The organism is Marinobacter sp., assembly GCF_048266785.1.
GTDB lineage: Bacteria > Pseudomonadota > Gammaproteobacteria > Pseudomonadales > Oleiphilaceae > Marinobacter.
In genome coordinates this window covers 358,390-376,455 of the sequence record NZ_JBLWYX010000001.1, presented here as the reverse complement: position 1 = coordinate 376,455, position 18,066 = coordinate 358,390, and the positions used below count along the sequence as shown (strand labels likewise).

Genomic DNA, 18,066 nt, shown 5'->3' with positions numbered 1-18,066 from the left:
AACTCAGTCCTCCGCTAAATCAGTGCTGCTGCACTGATGACCAAAGTAATGAAAAGGGTAAGAATCAACAGCAAGGGCCAGATAAATGCGAGCCAGCGATCATAAGAGACGCGACCGATAGCCAGCCCGCCGACCACCACTGCAAAGGTGGGGTTGATCAGGTTTACCAGGCCATTGGCGGACTGATAGGCAGTTACGACCAGGTCACGCCCCACATTTGCGAAGTCCGCGAGCGGCGCCAGGATCGGCATTGAAAGAACCGCCAGCCCGGAAGACGAAGGTACAAAGAAGCTCATGCCCACTTCAATCCAGAACATCAGGTTGATAAAGGCCAGTTCGGGCAATCCGCCAAGGGATGTTTCTGCACTGTGCAGGATGGTATCGGCAATCATGCCCTGGTCCATGATCACAACAATGCCTCGCGCCAGCCCAACGACAAGAGCGACGCCCAGAAGATCGCGGGCACCATCAACAAAGCTGCCAGTGAGCTTCTTCTCGCCAAGGCGCGCGATGATGCCGATCACTACGGCCGAACCGAAAAACAGAGCGCCCATGCGGGCCATCCACCAGCCCTGTGAGGATACGCCCCAGATCATCGTAAGGAAGGTTGCGGCAAATATAAGAAGGGCAATCACCTGAGTTCTGTTGAGAGTGGAATCCAGGACGTCATCACCATGCTTGCCCAGGAAGAGCTTGCGGTGGGCATCCCACTGTTTGGACACAACAGAGCGGGATGGATCCGCTTTAACACGAACGGCGTAACGCATAACGTAGGCAGAACAAATTAACAGTCCGCCAATGAGCAGGATAAAACGTACGACTATGCCATCGGTAAACGGAATGTCTGCGGCGTTTGCTGCAATAACTGTGGCAAACGGGTTGATGGTTGAGCCCAGCACGCCGACACCGGCGCCGATCAGGATAATGGCCACGCCCGTTACAACATCGTATCCGGCAGCCATCATTACCGGGATCAGAATGGCATAAAACGCCAGGGTCTCCTCGGCCATGCCATAAGTTGTGCCGCCGCTGGCGAACAGTGTCATGAGGATCGGGATCATCCAGATTTCATGGCCTTTGAGATGGCGCATGGCGCTGCGTATACCGGTATCGATGGCCCCGGTGGCGTTCATTACACCGAGGAAGCCGCCGAGAAACAGTACGAACAGGGCCACATCAATGGCGTTGGCCACGTAACTGTCCGGATCATAAAATCCGGCCGTGGGCGCGAGCATGATGTCCATAAAGCCTTGGGGATGGGGGTCGACCGTCTGATAGGTGCCGGGCACGGCGACTTCACGCCCGACTTCTTCGTTCATCGCCCGGTCGTATTGGCCGGCGGGTATAATCCAGGTCAGGGCAGCAACGAGAATAATCAGCAGAAACAGAATGGTATAAGCGGTGGGGAACCGAGTTGACAAATCCTGCTCAGGGTCGTTTGGCTGATTGTCCCCGGGAATATTTGACGTGTTATCTGTGGAGGGGGGGTTATCATTCACAGCATCTCTCCTTATGTACACTGACAGCTATGGATAGAGCCAACGGCAGCTCCCGATCCAGGCTGTGAGTGCAATAGGCTCGCAGCCGGGTGGGAGCTCGAATGTCCGGTTCGTTAGAGTTACGGTAGCGAATAAGCCAGGCAAGAATTTGAGGTAGGTCACTATTAATATCAATGTAATGTAAATTCTCTGGAAACCCATCAACATTCAAAAAACGAGATTTTATGCGCTTTGAAGGTATTCATGAGCGTGCCATTGCGCGCAAAGGTGGCGTTGAAAAGTTGAACGCCCTGCTGCTAAAACTGCCACCGGCCACTGAGCTGGAGGCGCGAACGGATGATCGCTATCTCTCGGAAATCACCCGTTGTGTATTCAAGGCGGGGTTTGTCTGGCGCGTTATTGAGAACAAGTGGGCGGATTTCGAAACGGCCTTCCACGGGTTTGTACCCGCCTACTGGCAGCAAGTACCGCCGGACGTTCTGGAGGAGTTGGCTCGTGACGTGCGTATTGTGCGCAACATGCAGAAGATCCGCACGGTGCCGGAGAATGCCCGCATGATTGTGGATGCGGCGCGCGAACATGGCAGCTTCGGTGCCTTCCTGAAGCAGTGGCCGTCAGACGACCAGGTTGGCCTGTTGCTGTGGCTCAAGCGCCATGGATCCCGCCTCGGCGGCAACAGCGCACAGTATTTCCTGCGTGGAGTGGGCTGGGACGGGTTTATCCTGTCGAACGAAGTGGTGGCGGTTTTGCGTCATGCAGAACTGCTGGACGCATCGCCAGGTAGCAAAAAAGGCCTGCAGCAGGCGCAGGCAGCATTCAACAACTGGCATCAGGAAACGGGTATGCCCTACAGCCATCTTTCGCGGATTGTCTCCTGCTCAGTGGATAGTTAAACCTCAGCGCCGCATGTCTCAGCTGTAATGGTCAATTTTCATCCAACTGATTTATAGTCTGATGATCAATCAGGAGGGCTGTGTCATGACCACACTGCGTAACACCTTTCTCGGATTTGCACTCGCGCTGGCTTCTGTTATAGCGATCACAGGCGCAAGCCAAGCTATGGCTGCAAGCGCGGAAGACCTTGATCGCAATGCCAAACAGGCACTGGAAACACTCTACAAAGCTCAACCCGTTGCTAAAACCCTGTCTGGCGACGCCAAAGCGATATTGGTATTCCCCAACATCGTTAAAGCCGGGCTGGTGTTTGGTGGCAGCTACGGCGAAGGCGTTTTGTTGAAAGGCTCAGAGGTGACGGATTACTACAATTCGGTTACCGGCTCCTGGGGCTTGCAGGCAGGTGCTCAGTCCTATGCCTATGCGGTTTTTCTGATGACAGATAAGGCTGTATCCTATCTGGAAAAATCGAAAGGCTGGGAGATTGGTGTCGGCCCGACGGTGGTGTTGGTGGATGAAGGCGTGGCGAAAAACCTCTCAAGTTCGTCGCTTAAAAACGATGCCTATGCATTTATCTTCAGCCAGCAAGGCCTGATGGCCGGGCTGAGTATCGAAGGCACCAAAATATCCCGCATTAACCGTTGAGTTATATCAACCTGCTGTTGGGTGCTTACATGCCCAACAGCAGCGCCAGCTCACAAAACACCACGCTGGCACCCAGTGTGTCGCCGGTGTAACCGCCCAATTGCTGCTGCAAATACCAACCCCACACCAGGGCAACCGTCAAAATGGCGGTTATGGCCACCAGCAACAACCCCGGCAGCCAGGGGCTGAAAATCAAGACTGTTACTGCGGTAAATACAATGCTGACAAGCAGGCGCTTGCGAGAGAAGCCTCCCGCCACGGGCTTGCTTTTGCTTTTGGCCGGGTCGGTGACATAAGGCAGAAAGGCCATCAGTAACAGGGGTGTCAGGCGGCTGATTGCAGGGGCGACCAGCAACGCCAGCCAAACGTTCCGGGCATCCAGCAGCAACGCCGCTTTCAGGCCGAGAGCCATCACTAGTGCAACGGTCCCATAGGTGCCAATGCGGCTGTCTTTCATGATTTCCAGACGCTTTTCAACGGTATAGCCACCACCTAGCGCATCCACGCTGTCGGCAAGGCCGTCTTCATGAAAAGCGCCTGTAATAAACAGGTGGAAACAAAGCACCAGAAGTACACAGATCAGTGGGCTCCAGGCCAGGCTGAGCAGTGCGAACAATCCGGCATACAGCGCGCCCAGAAACAGGCCTATCAGTGGAAAGTACATGCTGCACTGGTTCATCAGCTTCTGGGAATAATCGATGCGTACCAGCATGGGAATGCGGGTGAGAAACCCAATGGCTAACCAGAAGGCTTGCCATTCATTTGATATCGATTTTGTTTCGGTAGGCATTGGCGGCTCCGTTCAGCAGAGGGTGTTCCCTCGGGCAGTGAAACGCCAGCTATCGGGAGCGTCAGAAAGGTATCATGGCTTTAAATTTTTTTCCTGATTGAATAGCGCTCTCTAGCCTTTAACCAAGAGTCGCTCGCTTGGTTGGAATCGGATCCGGAGACCTTTGGGAAACGAATGCTTCCGTTTAGAAATAGCCCTGTATGACACGGTGAACTACACTTTTAGAAATAATGCGAATTCGCGGTTAGCAGATGAGTGGCTCATGACAGGACAGTCTGATCAGAGTCAGTGGCGTACCGATACTGACTCTTTGCTTCGGAAACTGGTTTCAGCTATTCCCGACATGCTTAGTACCTACTGGCTAAGCGCCGATGGGGAGTCCCACCGGTTTGTGTTTATCAGCGAACATGTGCAAAGCGTTCTGGGCATTGCCCCGGAGGTACTTCGGGAAAACGCGGAAGCTATGTTTTCTGCGGTGCATCCGGAAGATTTGCCTGGTTTGAAGGTCAGTGTTGCAGAGTCTGCTATTACTCTTAGCCGATGGCATCGCCAGGCACGCCTGAGAATGAAGGCCGGGCACTATGATTGGTTTGAGGTCAATTCAATGCCCGAGCGCCAGGCAGACGGAAGCACCGTCTGGTATGGCCAATTCCACAACATACAGCGCTACAAAGATCTCGAGCGCACACTCAGAGAGCGTGAGACTGAGTCTGCCTTTCAGGCTGATTTTCAGAAGCTGATTGCCAACCTGTCTACCAAATTTATCAATCTTGGCATTGGCGCCATTGATCAGTGCATTACCGAGTTACTGCGCGCTATCGGCGTTTTTTTTGAGGTAGATCGCGCTTACCTGTACGAGTTCTCGCCGGACTATCATGTTATGGATAACACCTACGAATGGTGTTCGGGCGGCGTGCCAGCGCTCATCGACAGTCAGCGTAATGTGCCTACTGACGGTTTGGAGTGGTGGCAATGCAAGATCAATGAGATGGTTAGTGGCAACCGGGTCATTTTTGTTGAAGAGATTGAGCAGATACCTGCCGGACCCGAGCGCACCACGTTGGAGCAACAGGGTGTCAGTTCCATGTTCTGCGTACCGGTTCGGGTCCGGGGCCTGGTTACCAGTTTTTTTGGCGTGAGCTCACTGCGCAAACGGGCCTGGCGCGAAGATCAGGCTGACCTTCTGATTATCGTATCGGGCTTGCTCTCCGGAGCACTTGAGCGCCACCGCCTGGAGAGCGAACTCCTCAATCAGTCCATTCGTGATCCATTAACCGCCTTGCATAACCGTCGGTATCTGATGCCCAGGCTCAATGAAATGCTCAGCCGCGCCAGTCGCCACGGTGAACACTTTACCCTGGCGATGTTTGACCTGGATCGCTTCAAACACATTAATGATTCCAACGGGCACCTGGGGGGAGATTTCTGTCTGCGTACGTTTGCCGACATTCTTCTTGAACAGACCCGGGAGACCGACGTCGTGGCACGATTCGGCGGGGAGGAGTTTGTGGTTGCGTTCAGTGGTGTGAGCCAGGCGGATGTGCGGGACACCGTAAGCCGCATTATCCGCTCGGTACGAAATCACAACTTCGTTTTTGAAAGCTGTGTGGTGCCGTTGACGGTCAGTGCGGGAATCGCCGCCATCGGGGAACTGAATGACATCCCGGCCTCGCCGGATCCGCTTATCCGATTGGCAGACGACCGGCTCTATCGCGCAAAGCAGGCCGGGCGTGACTGTCTTGTTGATGCATCAGGAGTATCGCGCATATAAAACAAGAGAATTTCACCTAATATTCCGTTTTGGTATATCCTTAGAATTAAAGTCTGAGGTCCCGCCGCAACGAAGGTGAACGTCATGAGCAATCCGATCGTCCAGCATTTTTTCGATGAATCCACCAATACATTCAGTTATGTCGTGCGTGACCCCGCTAGCCCGGCCTGTGCCATTCTCGATTCGGTGCTCGATTTTGACTACGCCGCAGGCGTCACCAATGTGCGCTCAGCGGATGAGATTGTTGAGTACGTTCAGTCAAACGATCTGAAGGTTGAGTGGATTCTGGAGACGCATGTTCATGCGGACCACCTCTCCGCTGCGCCTTATCTCCATGAAAAACTCGGTGGAGAAACCGGTATTGGTGCCCATATCCGCGACGTTCAGGAGATTTTTGGCAAGGCCTTTAATGCCGGCACAGAATTCGCCCGCGATGGCAGCCAATTTGATCGCCTGTTCAAGGACGGTGATATCTTCGTTATTGGGGGGCTTGAGTGCCGCGTAATGCACACGCCGGGCCACACGCCTGCGTGCCTGACCTATGTAATCGGTGACGCGGCATTTGTGGGCGACACTCTGTTCATGCCGGATTATGGAACCGCTCGCTGCGATTTCCCGGGTGGCGATGCCCGTGTACTTTACCAATCAATCGGCAAGGTTTTGTCGCTGCCCTCAAAGACCCGCATTTTCCTGTGCCATGACTACAAGGCGCCGGGGCGTGATGAGTACGCTCATCAGACAACGGTGGCGGAGCAGCGTGAGGCCAACATTCACGTACATAATGGTGTTAGTGAAGATGAGTTTGTACAGATGCGCACTGAGCGCGACGCCACCCTCGATATGCCCCGGCTGATTCTGCCGTCTGTGCAGGTCAATATGCGTGCAGGAGAGATGCCGCCGGCAGAGGATAATGGCCAGGTTTACCTGAAAATACCGGTCAACCTGTTCTGAGCGCCGAATGAACTTGAAACGCTATTTACCTATTCTCCAGTGGGCGCCGAAATACGGTCGCAGTCAGGCCACCAGTGACTTGGTGGCTGCGGTTATCGTGACCGTTATGCTCATTCCGCAGTCCCTTGCCTACGCGCTGCTGGCGGGCTTACCGGCGCAGATCGGCCTTTATGCCAGTATTCTTCCGCTGATGATTTACGCGATCTTTGGCACAAGTCGCACACTTTCGGTCGGGCCGGTGGCGGTCGCATCTCTCATGACCGCTGCTGCACTGTCGCCGCTGGCGGAGGCCGGGAGCCCTGAGTACGTCGCCGGGGCTGTTTTGCTGGCAATAATGTCAGGGCTTATGCTCACGATGATGGGTATTCTGCGGCTGGGGTTTCTGGCTAACTTTCTAAGCCATCCCGTGATATCCGGTTTTATCACCGCCTCCGGCATTGTGATCGCTGCCAGCCAGCTCAAGCACATTTTTGGCGTACAGGCTTCGGGCCAGAACCTGCTGACGATCGGTCAGTCGCTGATTTTGTCGATAGGCGATACCAATATATCAACGCTTGCCATTGGTACCGGTGCACTGGTGTTTCTTATGTTCGCCCGAAAGTACCTTAAACCGCTCTTGATACGCACAGGTGTGGGCGCGCGCTCTGCTGATATCGTCACCAGAACGGCGCCGATTCTGGCGGTGCTGATCACCACGCTGGTTGCCTGGCAACTCCAACTGGACACTCAAGGCGTGCGTTTGGTCGGTGTTGTGCCCTCGGGACTTCCTGAGCTGACAATGCCTTCAATGGACTGGGGCTTGTGGCAGCAGCTTGCGGTCAGTGCCTTGCTGATCAGCGTCGTTGGATTCGTAGAATCGGTTTCCGTAGGGCAAACGCTGGCGGCAAAACGGCGCCAACGGATCGACCCGGATCAGGAGCTGATCGGTCTGGGTACCGCTAACCTTGGTGCAGGTTTATCAGGAGGAATGCCCGTAACCGGCGGCTTTTCACGATCGGTTGTCAACTTTGATGCAGGCGCAGAAACTCCGGCCGCCGGGGCGTACACAGCCGTCGGGATTGCACTGGCTACGCTGTTTTTGACGCCGGCCATTGCCTATCTGCCACAGGCAACGCTGGCGGCGACCATTATTGTTGCAGTGGCGACGCTGATCGATCTGCCAGCACTGGGCCGCACGTGGCGTTATTCGCGCACCGATTTTGGTGCCATGCTGGCAACTATTTTTCTGACTCTCGCGCACAGCGTTGAGGCGGGCATAATTGCGGGTGTGGCGCTCTCTATCGGCCTGTTTCTCTATCGCACCAGCCAGCCGCACAGCGCGGTCGTGGGTCGGGTTCCCGGCACCGAGCACTTCCGCAATGTACTTCGTCACGACGTGCAATTGTGTCCGAAAGTCACATTTTTACGGGTGGATGAAAGCCTGTATTTTGCCAATGCGCGCTTTCTGGAAGAGACGGTGATGGATCTGGTGTTTAGCAAACCAGAGCTGAAAGATCTGGTGCTGGTATGCCCGGCGGTCAACCTGGTGGATGCCTCGGCGCTGGAAAGCCTTGAGGCAATTAATGAGCGCCTGAAAGATGCCGGAGTGTGTTTGCATCTCGCCGAGGTGAAAGGACCGGTAATGGACCGTCTGAAAAATACGGAATTGCTTGCTCATCTGAGCGGACAGGTGTTTCTGAGCACGTATGAGGCCTGGCAGACACTCACCGGCAGCCTCGTTTCCCTTAAAAAAACCGCCTGAATAGAGCGGGTTTTCCGAGATTCTGTGCTCGGATTGCACAGATCATTGGCCGCTTGACGGTTGAGGTCGTTATCATGGGAATCTGTTCCAGATTTCAGTGGGCGTTTTCATTATGGGCATGACCGATAATCTGCTATCAACCGGGCAGTGGCTGGTAACTCTGGCTCTGTTCCTGTTGATTCTGGTGCAGGCGGCTCGCTCGGTACGCTGGAGCAACCTGCGTTCAGACAACGCGTTGCAGCATTCGTTTTTTGGCGCGGCTGTGGTGCTGGGCTTCATTTGGCAGTTGCGGGCGGGTATCTATCCCGGACTCGCCATTCATATCTTCGGTATTACTGCGGTTACGCTGATACTGGGCTGGGCACTGGCGGTGTTTGCGGGGCTGTTGGCCCTGGTCATTACCGTCATCACCGGCCGAGAGCCTGTGTTGATGTTCGCAGCAAATGGGCTGGTGACGGTTATGGTTCCAGCACTCGTGACTCAAGGCATCATGCTCTGGGAGAGGCACCGTAATTTCCGCAATTTTTTTGCTTATATCTTTTTCTGCGGGTTTTTCGGGGCCGGTATTTCAGTAGCTGTTGCCGGCTTGTTGATGTGCCTGATGCTCTGGGTCAGTGGTGTCTACGAGTTTTCCGAGCTGGTTCACGATTACCTGCGGTACTTGCCACTGTTCATGATACCGGAGGGGTTTGTGAACGGCGCAATTGTTACCGGCCTGATGGTATTCCATCCGGAGCGGCTGACAACGCTGGATCAACGACGCTACCGATAACGAGCCTGCACGCAACCGGCTATCAGTTGTCCGCTTCGCCGGCGCTTAGTGGCTCCAGAACGTCACCTACGATAGCGGCGTGCTGATGCCATTGCTGCAACCACCCCAGTACCTCGCCTGCCGGCATCGGGCGCGCAATCCCGTAACCCTGAATACAATCACAGCCTAGCTGAACTCTTATCGATCTTCACCAGACCAACTGGCAAGGTGCGCAGGCAAGCCTCCTCTGTCATCGTAGTTGACCGCGCGGTCGAGTTCTTCGGGATGATAATAACGCCCAGGTTCGTCCAGATGGACGCGGCTGATTGATAGCAACTCGATGAATTCTTCGCCGTTTTTTCGGCGGCTCCAGATCTCACCACGCCAGTGATCTGTTTCTTTAATACGTCGCCACATGGAGCGATAATAGGCTGGAGAGTGGCGGCCAGAACTTGGAATGGATGGGTTAAGGCCCAGCACATCACTCCGGTTGTAACCGGTGATGCGGGAGAAGGCCGGGTTTACATCCAGTATGCGGTTGTTCTGGTCCGAAATGACGATGGCTTCATGGCTGCGATCAAACACACTGGCCGCAATGCGCAAACCACGCTCACTGTGTTTGCGATCTGAATGTTGCTCATGACAGCGATGAAGCCCGGCGCTACGCTCTGCTCGGCGCCGATCGGGACACCATGGAGATGAACCCAGAAAGGCATACCCGCGCGATCAAGAATCAGAACCATATTGCGGCTGGCGCTCGCAACCAGTGACAAGCGTTTCAAGTCAACCTCGGGAGTGGGCATTTTATGTTCCGGATGATCTGACTCTGACATGGTTAATTCTATGGTCACTTTTTAGTTGCGCCATCGGGAATGCTTTTGCAGCTTTCGTTGCAGGGTTCGCCGGTGCATGTGCAGAACTCTGGCCGTGGCAGAGACGTTGCCGTCATGCTCGTTGAGCACCCTCTGAATGTGTTCCCACTCCATTTCTTCCACCGAAGGCGGTTCCTCACGCAGTTCTGGTGTCTTGGTCAGAGCTTCGAAACCGCACAGGAGCTGGTGAACCGTAACCGGTTTACAAAGATAGTTGACTGCGCCCCTGCGCATGGCCTCAACAGCCGTGGCAATACTGCCGTAGCCTGTCAGCACAAGAATGTCCAAATCTGGCTGTTTGGCGAGGAGCTCAGGCAGCAGTTGCAGGCCACTCTCGCCCGCGAGGTTCAGATCCAGAACGCACTTCCGGAAAACCTGGTCCTCCAAGGCATGGAGCGCCTCCGAATGACAATGGGTTGCGGTGGCGTCGATCCCCTGCCGGCTCAGCGCTCGCTGGAGTATTTGCAGGAAGGCGGTGTCATCGTCAATAAGTAGCCAACGGTCTTGAGCGATCATCGGTTAGCCCCCATGTTTGCGTTAACCGCTCGGGCTTCGGGCAAATCGATGATCATGGTGGTGCCATGCTGGTCGACCCGCGCCTTGAGGGTGCCACCAAGGCGCTGAATCGTTGCATTGGAAAGAAAGAGGCCGACGCCGAGGCCATTCTCTGAACCCACGATCTGTTCGCCCGGGGTCTTCTGGAGGGCGTCTTCCAGGCCATCTCCGTGGTCCTCCACGACCATTTCGATTCTGCTGGATTCGGCGCAGCGCACGCTGACAGCTACCCATGATGGACTGGCCGTCAAGGCGTTCGCAAGCAGGTTGAGGATGGCTTGATCCAGGGTGGCGTCAACCGCAACCCGACAATCCGGAACCGCTTCCGACCATTCAATGGGCGCAGCCGGCCACAAGAGTGTTGCGGACTCTCTTAGCCGTGCTACCCAGTCCGGAATCCTGAGGCTTTCAAGTTGTGCGGTTTTCGCTTGTATTGCCGAGCTGGAAAGTTGCTGCAGATGCTTGCTACAAAGGCCAAGTTGTTGCTCCATCAGGCTCAGGTCATCGGCGAGATCCGGATCTGGAAAGGTAGAACGGATTTCATCAACCAGTAATGTCATGGTGTTCAAAGGCGTGCCCAGACGATGGGCAACGGCTGCGGCAGAAAGCCCCAGAGCAATGATCTGTTCATCGCGCAGGCGTGTCTCGCGGATGGTCGACAGTTGCTCCTGCTGCTGGCGCAATCGCCTTGCCAGAGAACCCACAACCAGAAGCAGGATTGCCGCCGTCATGGCAAAGGTGACCCACATGCCGGCCAGGTGCAATTGCGCCAGATTGGCGTTGTGATGTTCGTTGGTGATTGGCGTATGCCATATTACCAGTACTGTGTAGGCGGCGATGCCAAAGAGAGTCAGGGCGATGCTCTGGCTCAGCGGCACCAGAATGATTGCCACGGCGATTGGCAGCAATAACAGGGATACCAGAGGGTTGGTGTAGCCGCCTGTCAAAAACAGCCAGCCACCTATCAAGACCAGATCAAGAGCCAGGCCGGCACTGACACTGGAGGGGGAGCGTGGCGGCCTCCGGGTAAACCAGAGCCACCCCAGCGTCGCGAGAACACCATAGAGCAGGCACAGCGCCAGTGCTTCAGCACGGTAGACAAGCGTTACAACCGTTTCTGCCACCGCCAGAGCGGTAAGCTGCAGGCCAACAACGGCAAGGCGCATGCTCAGCAGGTAGCGTGCTGCTTGTTGAAAGCCTGTTTGAGAGTGAGTGAGCCATTCCATGGCGTGGATTCTAGCAGGGCGGCGCAGGTAGCGGTGGATCAGGTGCGTGCTTTTGGCGGCTTTCCTGATAATAGTTGATGGACATCAAGGTGGAAAATAGCAAACCAGACGCTGGCTGACGACGTCGCCCGTTAGCTGCAGCGGGTTGGTGTGAAGATCAAAAATTTGCAGTGCCTGTTCCGGCGTAGCATGCGGATTGTGGGCTGTTCCGGGTAACCGTTCAGGCTGATAGATGCAGTTGGGACCATTGGGGAACAGGGCAACATACGCGATGCCGGTTTCCACAAGATCCTGGAAAAAATGCGAGCCATAGGAAAGGTCCGGAACCATATCACCCTCCATTTCTGCTACTTCAACCAACACGGCAACTCCTGCTATATCCGCAAACCGAACCGGCACGCCCAATTCAGGGCTGCTGGTTCCCCAACGGCCGGGACCAATAAGCATGGTGGTGTCGTTGCTGTGACGAACCTGCTCGCCCACAAGGCGGGCCACTTCGTAGCGCTGGCTGACATTCAACCTGCTGTATACCGCTGCGTTCACTCTGATAACACGCTGGATGCTCAGGTTTATGTTGCCGCCCATAAAGTTCCCGGATGTGCGAAAAAGAAGCTCCTGCGTGGATATTTCTGCAGGAATTCCGGTGGCCATGGTTTCACCGATTGTCGCCAATGGACGGCATTGCACCAGGTTGAAAGTCGGCTCCCCGTCGTTGTTCATATGCAGGGTAAATTCAACATCTACCGGATGCTGATAGCCGGTCTCCAGAGTTTGCAGCAGGTTTGACAGGCGGCTGACAAACCGGCTGTTGCGCACCAGTGGCTTGAACGTCAGCCGCCATACCGGAGCCGGCAGGCCCAGCTCCTCTGCCCGTCGGCTGGCTGCCCGGTCCACTTCGCCGAGGTGGCGCAGGGGGAGGTCTGCCACGTCTCTCACGAGCAGGCTCAAAGGGCAGGTAGTCAGTTTGCCTTCCCACAGATCCAGCACGTCCAGAAGGTGTTGGGAAAAACGGTAGCTTTCATCAAGATTGCGAAACGGCTGGCGGTTGGGGTAGTCCAGCGCCATAACGCACGCATGGTCACCTTCAATCCGGTCAACGGCACGGGTCCCGAGCCCCATGACCAGACGCACCATGCCGGCGGTCGGGTCCATATCAGTATCCCAGGCAAAGGTATTGCGGGAAACGCCAACGCCGGCGGCATCCGGTAAGTAGTAACGCCCATGAAAACGGCCGTTGACTCGTTGAATCAACAACGCCATAGGCTCCTCTCGCTGATCCAGCCCGCGTTGCTTGCGGTACACCAACGCGTCTTCGCTCATGGTAGAGGCGTAAACCTGTCGGATCGCATCCTCCAGCGCTGTAAGCCGAAGCTCTGGAGCGCCCTGGTTTACCAGAAAAACGCTGTCGTATTTGCCGGCAAACGCATTACCGAAGCCATCTTCCTGAAGACTGCTTGAGCGTACGAGAATCGGGTACTGCCCGTAATGATCCAGGAGCCGAGCCAGCTCTGTCCGGATTTCCGGAGGAAAACTGCCTTTCAGAATGTTCTGCTGAAGCTGCACGGCCTCAGTGAAATAACCGTCGGTCGAGCGTTGGCGCATAATCGCTGGCCACAGGCCGTTGTGAACGAGGAATGCGTAATAGGCATCTGAGCCCAGATAGCTGGAGTCGTGTGGCTCCAGGTTTTCTTGCCAGATGTCGGGCTGATTGGCGAGCAGAATGCTTCTGGCTATCAACATGCCTGTGGCTTTGCCGCCAATGTAACCGCTGCCGATCATTCTGGCGCGAATCGCGAGCAGGCTCTCGAGGCTGAGGTAACGTTTAGCGAGATCCAGCATGCGTGGATCCCGGCTGATCAGAACATTCAGTACGCGATCCAGAATGTCTGCTGATTGTTCATCATCATCGGTCTCAAGCGCGCTGGCGACCTGCAGAAACAGGCGGTCCCAGTAGTCCAGGAGTGGTTGGCGATTCAGCTGGGCAAGTTCCAGCCCGGCCTGAAGCCGGGTTGCGTCGCTGCTGTCGGTGACGGGCACAAAACGCCCGTTGCGCTCCCTGTGTGGCAGAAACATGGTAGGGGATTGTCGGCACCAGGCCTTGATGGGCTGGATCTGAACGTCGTCGCCGAGGCGGTGAACATCCACCATCACCTGTGTCGTTTGCCGGATACGGTCCAGTGTGGTGTGAGAGTGTCGGTCCGGATAGAGCGCAAACCAGGCGACCGTATCCAGCTCAAAGAGGAATGGACAGACCACACGGAAAAAGTTGCCCACCATGGCGTCAGTGGCCCAGGCGTTGAGCAGATCACTCAAACAGTCGCACACGTAGAATGCGCCGCGGCCATGCTCTTCAATCAGACGCCAGACCCTGCCTGTAAAGGCTTCAAAGCCATCCAGGGCGTCAACGTTTTCGATGTGAATGTTGGGTTTTGCGGACACCAGCGGGGGGTGCTGGCCAAAACGGAGGTAGATAATACGGCGCCCGGCAGACGCCGCAGACTCAATAAACGGGGTAACGAATCGGCGATAGTCGTCCAGGTCGTTGATACGCCAGACAACGTTATCACCAATTCGCAAACCATCGAGCACATCGTCAAGCCCCGGGAGGCCGGTAGAAACCCGGGTGTTATCCTGTGAGTTTCCGCCGCTCCCGGGCATGAGATCTTGCTCCGTGGTCAGATAACGCCCATGGCCTCCATGGCGCGCGCTACTTTGATGAAGCCAGTGATGTTGGCGCCCAACACATAGTTGCCTTCTGCGCCGAATTCCGCCGATGTTTCATAACAGCTCTTGTGGATATCGATCATGATGTCCTGAAGGCGCTTTTGAGTATAGTCGAAGGACCAGGAGTCACGGCTGGCATTCTGTTGCATCTCCAATGCAGAGGTTGCAACGCCGCCGGCATTGGCGGCTTTGCCTGGGCCATACATCAGCTTTGCTTGCTGGAAGATAGCGATACCTTCCGGCGTTGTAGGCATGTTAGCGCCTTCCGCAACGGCAATGCAGCCATTTTCAACCAGGGTTTTGGCGTCGTTGGCGTTAAGCTCGTTCTGGGTGGCGCAGGGCAATGCGATGTCGCAGGGAATAGACCAGATACTGCCGCCTTTGACGTATTTTGCGTCTTTGTGGAACTCGGTGTAGGCGCTGAGACGACGACGTTCTACCTCTTTGATCTGCCTGAGAGCGGCCAGATCAATGCCCTTTTCGTCTACGACGATGCCGCTGGAGTCGGAGCAGGCAATAACTTTAGCGCCCAGTTCATGAGCTTTGGCAATGGCATAGATTGCGACGTTGCCTGATCCGGAGACAACCACTTTCTTGCCTTCCAGGGAGTCACCACGAGCCTTCAGCATTTCGTGGGTAAAGAAAACGGTGCCGTAGCCGGTTGCTTCAGTGCGCGCTCGGCTGCCGCCCCAGTCCAGGCCCTTGCCGGTTAGCACAGAGGATTCGTAACGGTTGGTGATGCGCTTGTACTGGCCGAACAGATAGCCGATCTCGCGACCGCCCACGCCGATATCACCGGCGGGAACGTCTGTATATTCACCAATGTGGCGATACAGTTCGGTCATCAGACTCTGGCAGAAGCGCATGATCTCGTCATCCGAGCGGCCTTTCGGATCAAAATCGCTGCCGCCTTTACCGCCGCCGATGGGGAGGCCGGTCAGGGCGTTCTTGAAGATCTGCTCGAAACCCAGGAATTTGATGATGCCGAGGTATACAGACGGGTGGAAGCGCATGCCGCCCTTATAAGGCCCCAGAGCACTGTTGAATTCCACGCGAAAAGCACGGTTGATGTGGATTTCACCGTTATCGTCCTGCCAGGGCACACGAAAAATAATCTGGCGCTCAGGCTCGCAGATGCGCTGAATGATCTTCTTCTCGGCAAATTCCGGGTATTTCACCAGAACGGGCCCCAGTGTTTCCAGAACTTCGTGCACTGCCTGGTGGAACTCGTTTTCACCCGGATTGCGGTGCAGAACGTCTTCGTAAATCAGCTCCAGTTTCTCATCAAGTCGGGCGGCCATACAGTATTCCTCGTTTCGGTTCTTGCTTATTGCAGGAGAGTGGAAAGGATGGTGGAAAAATGGGGCGGTGATTTCATCATATTGGAGGGCGCTTAGCAAGAGATGCTCGGTTTTGGTGCATTAAGACTATACCCCCATAGAGATGCGGCATTGTGTCTCACGCGCTCAGGAGCTGGCGCGTTTATCATTCCCCGACATTTTGATTCAGGCACGCTCGCCCAAGGGGAATCAGCAGTATGAAGGATCGAGCATTTTCCAGGCTTACACGGATGGTTGTTATCGGTTTCGCGGGGCTCCCGGGGCTCGTATTGGCACAGACTGCCGGGGAAGGAGTGGTCATTCGTGTAACGGAAGGGCGCCTGAGTGACAGCTCTGATGCGGTATTGGCAAGCGAGCCGGTAAACCGGCTGGCGTCTGACCCTTCTGTCTCCCTCTCACGGATGGGAGGCCGCGGCCTTGAGCCTGTGGTGCGAGGCCAGAGTCAGGAGCGAGTGGATGTGTTGCTCGATGGTATCCGTGTGGAAGGCGCTTGTCCTAATCGAATGGATCCGCCAACCAGCCGGCTGAGCAGCGCATTGGCGCCGTCGTTAAAGGTAATGACGAACAATCGCACCTTGCGCTGGGGGCCCATCGCTGGCGGGCAGATAATTGCAACCACCGCGGACCCGCAATTCAATGGCAATGCGACCACAGGACAGGTAACCATTGGTGGAGCGGACAACGGCAATGGCAAGCTGGTAAACGCCGCAGCTGCAGTAGGTAATGAGGATGCCTGGTTAAGGCTTTCCGGTGGCTATGACGAAGCAGACGACTACGAAGACGGCGATGGTAACAAGGTGCGCAGCGCCTATGAAAATGCCGAAGGCCGTGCTGATGCAGCCTGGACTGCCGAGAGCGGTTTCTTCATCAAGGGCATGGTCAGCCGTCAGGAAGAAAGCGACGTGAAATACGCCGGCTCCGGCATGGATGCTCCGCAAACCGACACAGATCTGTATCGCATGGAGATCGGGTCTCCGGTGGCTAAAGGTGAGTGGAGCCTGCTGGCCTGGCAGGCGGATGTTGATCACATCATGGACAACTTCAGCCTGCGCCCTGCGGGCATGATGAAAATGCAGACCGACTCCATTACTGAAACCCGTGGCCTGCGCTTTATCCTTGATCAAAGCCCCAATAGCTTAACCGACTGGGCAGTAGGCGCAGATCTGGAAACCAACGACTGGGATGCCACCCTTTCCAACGTTACCAATCCCATGCCAATGGCTGTGTCATTCATGTGGCCGGGAGTAGAGCGTGAGCGTGCCGGGCTTTTCGCCGAGGGCTTCCGGCGCCTGGGTCGCGACGTAAAAGTGGGGACCGGTCTTCGGTATGACCGTGTGGAAATGGATGCCACCAAGGCTAACGATGTCGCGAGCATGGGTCTGACGCCGGCCATGCTTTACCGGAGTGCATACGGTACGACAGATGTGGAAGTTGAAGACAACAATGTCAGTGGGTTCGTATCCAGTGAATGGCGTTTGCCGCAGAATCAGGCGCTGACTCTTACCGCCAGCCGCAGCGTGCGAAGCCCGAGTGTTACCGAGCGCTACCTGGCCCGCAATACCATGAGTGACAGCTGGATTGGTAACCCCGATCTGAATACTGAAAAACATTACAAACTGGAGCTGGCTCTGAGCGGCAGCAAGAACCAGTGGAGCTGGAAGCCGGTCGTCTGGATCGACCAGGTGGACGACTTCGTGCTGCGTTATAAAGAAACGCCGACTGATACTCGCTACAAGAATATTGATGCGCGCCTGCTGGGTGTTGAGGCGACGGTTGGCTGGACTGATGGCACATGGAGCAGCAGCAGTGCGCTGGCCTCTGTCCGCGGCGAAAATCGTGACGATAACAAGGCGCTGGCGCAGATTCCGCCGGTGCAGTTTGTGCAGACACTGGGCTGGCAGAGCATGGGTCACAGCATTGAAGCCCGGTGGCAACTGGCCCGCCGCCAGGATCGCATTGATCCACAATCCGGGCTGGATGCGGGGACTTCTCCCGGATATGGCGTGTTTAACCTCTCTGGTAGCCACCCACTGATGGAGTACCTCACCCTCAACTGGGCTCTGGATAACCTGTTTGATAACACCTGGGCGCCTCACGTTAGCCGTGCAAACACTGATCCGTTCAATCCTGATGCGGTGCGTGTGAACGAGCCGGGGCGCACGTTGCGTGCTGCGTTAACGGCCAGGTGGTAAACCCTGCAATGGCGGTTGCCCGCTACTCATAGCCAGCGGGTAACACTTCGCCCCGTGCGGGACTAACTCCTCTGCACGGGGCTTTTTTATGGGTGCTTTTGTAAGTTGTCTTTGG

At 55.7% G+C, this 18,066-nt stretch carries 14 protein-coding genes; 7 read left to right on the top strand and 7 right to left on the bottom strand.

Annotation, left to right across the window (positions count from 1 at the left end):
- Positions 1-14: 14 nt before the first annotated feature.
- Positions 15-1,499, bottom strand: a complete 1,485-nt coding sequence (locus tag ACN0V1_RS01750) for a YfcC family protein (RefSeq protein ID WP_417543329.1) — start codon at positions 1,497-1,499, stop codon at positions 15-17.
- 224 nt (positions 1,500-1,723) lie between these two features.
- Here ACN0V1_RS01750 and ACN0V1_RS01745 point away from each other — a divergent pair, with 224 nt between their 5' ends.
- The gene (locus tag ACN0V1_RS01745) at positions 1,724-2,392 is read left to right on the top strand and encodes a DNA-3-methyladenine glycosylase I (RefSeq protein WP_417543328.1); all 669 of its coding nucleotides are present in this window, start codon (positions 1,724-1,726) and stop codon (positions 2,390-2,392) included.
- Between the two features lie 85 nt (positions 2,393-2,477).
- On the top strand, positions 2,478-3,038 hold the full coding sequence (locus ACN0V1_RS01740; protein ID WP_417543327.1) for a YSC84-related protein: 561 nt from the start codon (positions 2,478-2,480) through the stop codon (positions 3,036-3,038).
- 25 nt (positions 3,039-3,063) lie between these two features.
- On the opposite strand, the gene cobS is transcribed toward ACN0V1_RS01740, so the two are convergent.
- Positions 3,064-3,828: an adenosylcobinamide-GDP ribazoletransferase gene (gene cobS, locus ACN0V1_RS01735; protein ID WP_417543326.1), complete on the bottom strand. Its 765-nt coding sequence runs from the start codon at positions 3,826-3,828 to the stop codon at positions 3,064-3,066.
- A 262-nt stretch (positions 3,829-4,090) separates the two neighbouring features.
- On the opposite strand from cobS, the gene ACN0V1_RS01730 reads away from it, so the two are divergent.
- From ACN0V1_RS01730 to ACN0V1_RS01715, 4 genes are all read left to right on the top strand, one after another.
- The gene (locus ACN0V1_RS01730) at positions 4,091-5,599 is read left to right on the top strand and encodes a diguanylate cyclase (RefSeq protein ID WP_417543325.1); all 1,509 of its coding nucleotides are present in this window, start codon (positions 4,091-4,093) and stop codon (positions 5,597-5,599) included.
- Between the two features lie 84 nt (positions 5,600-5,683).
- Positions 5,684-6,550, top strand: a complete 867-nt coding sequence (locus tag ACN0V1_RS01725; protein ID WP_417543324.1) for an MBL fold metallo-hydrolase — start codon at positions 5,684-5,686, stop codon at positions 6,548-6,550.
- A 7-nt stretch (positions 6,551-6,557) separates the two neighbouring features.
- The gene (locus tag ACN0V1_RS01720) at positions 6,558-8,291 is read left to right on the top strand and encodes a SulP family inorganic anion transporter (protein WP_417543323.1); all 1,734 of its coding nucleotides are present in this window, start codon (positions 6,558-6,560) and stop codon (positions 8,289-8,291) included.
- Positions 8,292-8,403: 112 nt separating this feature from the next.
- Positions 8,404-9,063: an energy-coupling factor ABC transporter permease gene (locus tag ACN0V1_RS01715; RefSeq protein WP_417543322.1), complete on the top strand. Its 660-nt coding sequence runs from the start codon at positions 8,404-8,406 to the stop codon at positions 9,061-9,063.
- Between the two features lie 177 nt (positions 9,064-9,240).
- On the opposite strand, the gene ACN0V1_RS01710 is transcribed toward ACN0V1_RS01715, so the two are convergent.
- The 5 genes from ACN0V1_RS01710 to gdhA all read right to left on the bottom strand — a co-directional run bounded on the left by ACN0V1_RS01710 (position 9,241) and on the right by gdhA (position 15,720).
- A complete protein-coding gene (locus ACN0V1_RS01710) occupies positions 9,241-9,645 on the bottom strand; it encodes a PAS domain-containing protein (RefSeq protein ID WP_417543321.1) in 405 nt (134 codons plus the stop codon).
- A 251-nt stretch (positions 9,646-9,896) separates the two neighbouring features.
- Positions 9,897-10,430 (bottom strand): response regulator transcription factor, encoded by a 534-nt coding sequence (locus tag ACN0V1_RS01705; protein ID WP_417543320.1) that lies wholly within the window; start codon positions 10,428-10,430, stop codon positions 9,897-9,899.
- Positions 10,427-11,695, bottom strand: a complete 1,269-nt coding sequence (locus ACN0V1_RS01700; RefSeq protein ID WP_417543319.1) for a sensor histidine kinase — start codon at positions 11,693-11,695, stop codon at positions 10,427-10,429. The genes ACN0V1_RS01705 and ACN0V1_RS01700 overlap by 4 nt, the downstream gene beginning before the upstream one ends.
- An 84-nt stretch (positions 11,696-11,779) precedes the next feature.
- A complete protein-coding gene (locus tag ACN0V1_RS01695; RefSeq protein WP_417543318.1) occupies positions 11,780-14,353 on the bottom strand; it encodes a PEP/pyruvate-binding domain-containing protein in 2,574 nt (857 codons plus the stop codon).
- 17 nt (positions 14,354-14,370) lie between these two features.
- On the bottom strand, positions 14,371-15,720 hold the full coding sequence (gdhA, locus tag ACN0V1_RS01690; RefSeq protein WP_417543317.1) for an NADP-specific glutamate dehydrogenase: 1,350 nt from the start codon (positions 15,718-15,720) through the stop codon (positions 14,371-14,373).
- Positions 15,721-15,956: 236 nt separating this feature from the next.
- Here gdhA and ACN0V1_RS01685 point away from each other — a divergent pair, with 236 nt between their 5' ends.
- Positions 15,957-17,951, top strand: a complete 1,995-nt coding sequence (locus ACN0V1_RS01685; RefSeq protein WP_417543316.1) for a TonB-dependent receptor domain-containing protein — start codon at positions 15,957-15,959, stop codon at positions 17,949-17,951.
- Positions 17,952-18,066: the final 115 nt, after the last annotated feature.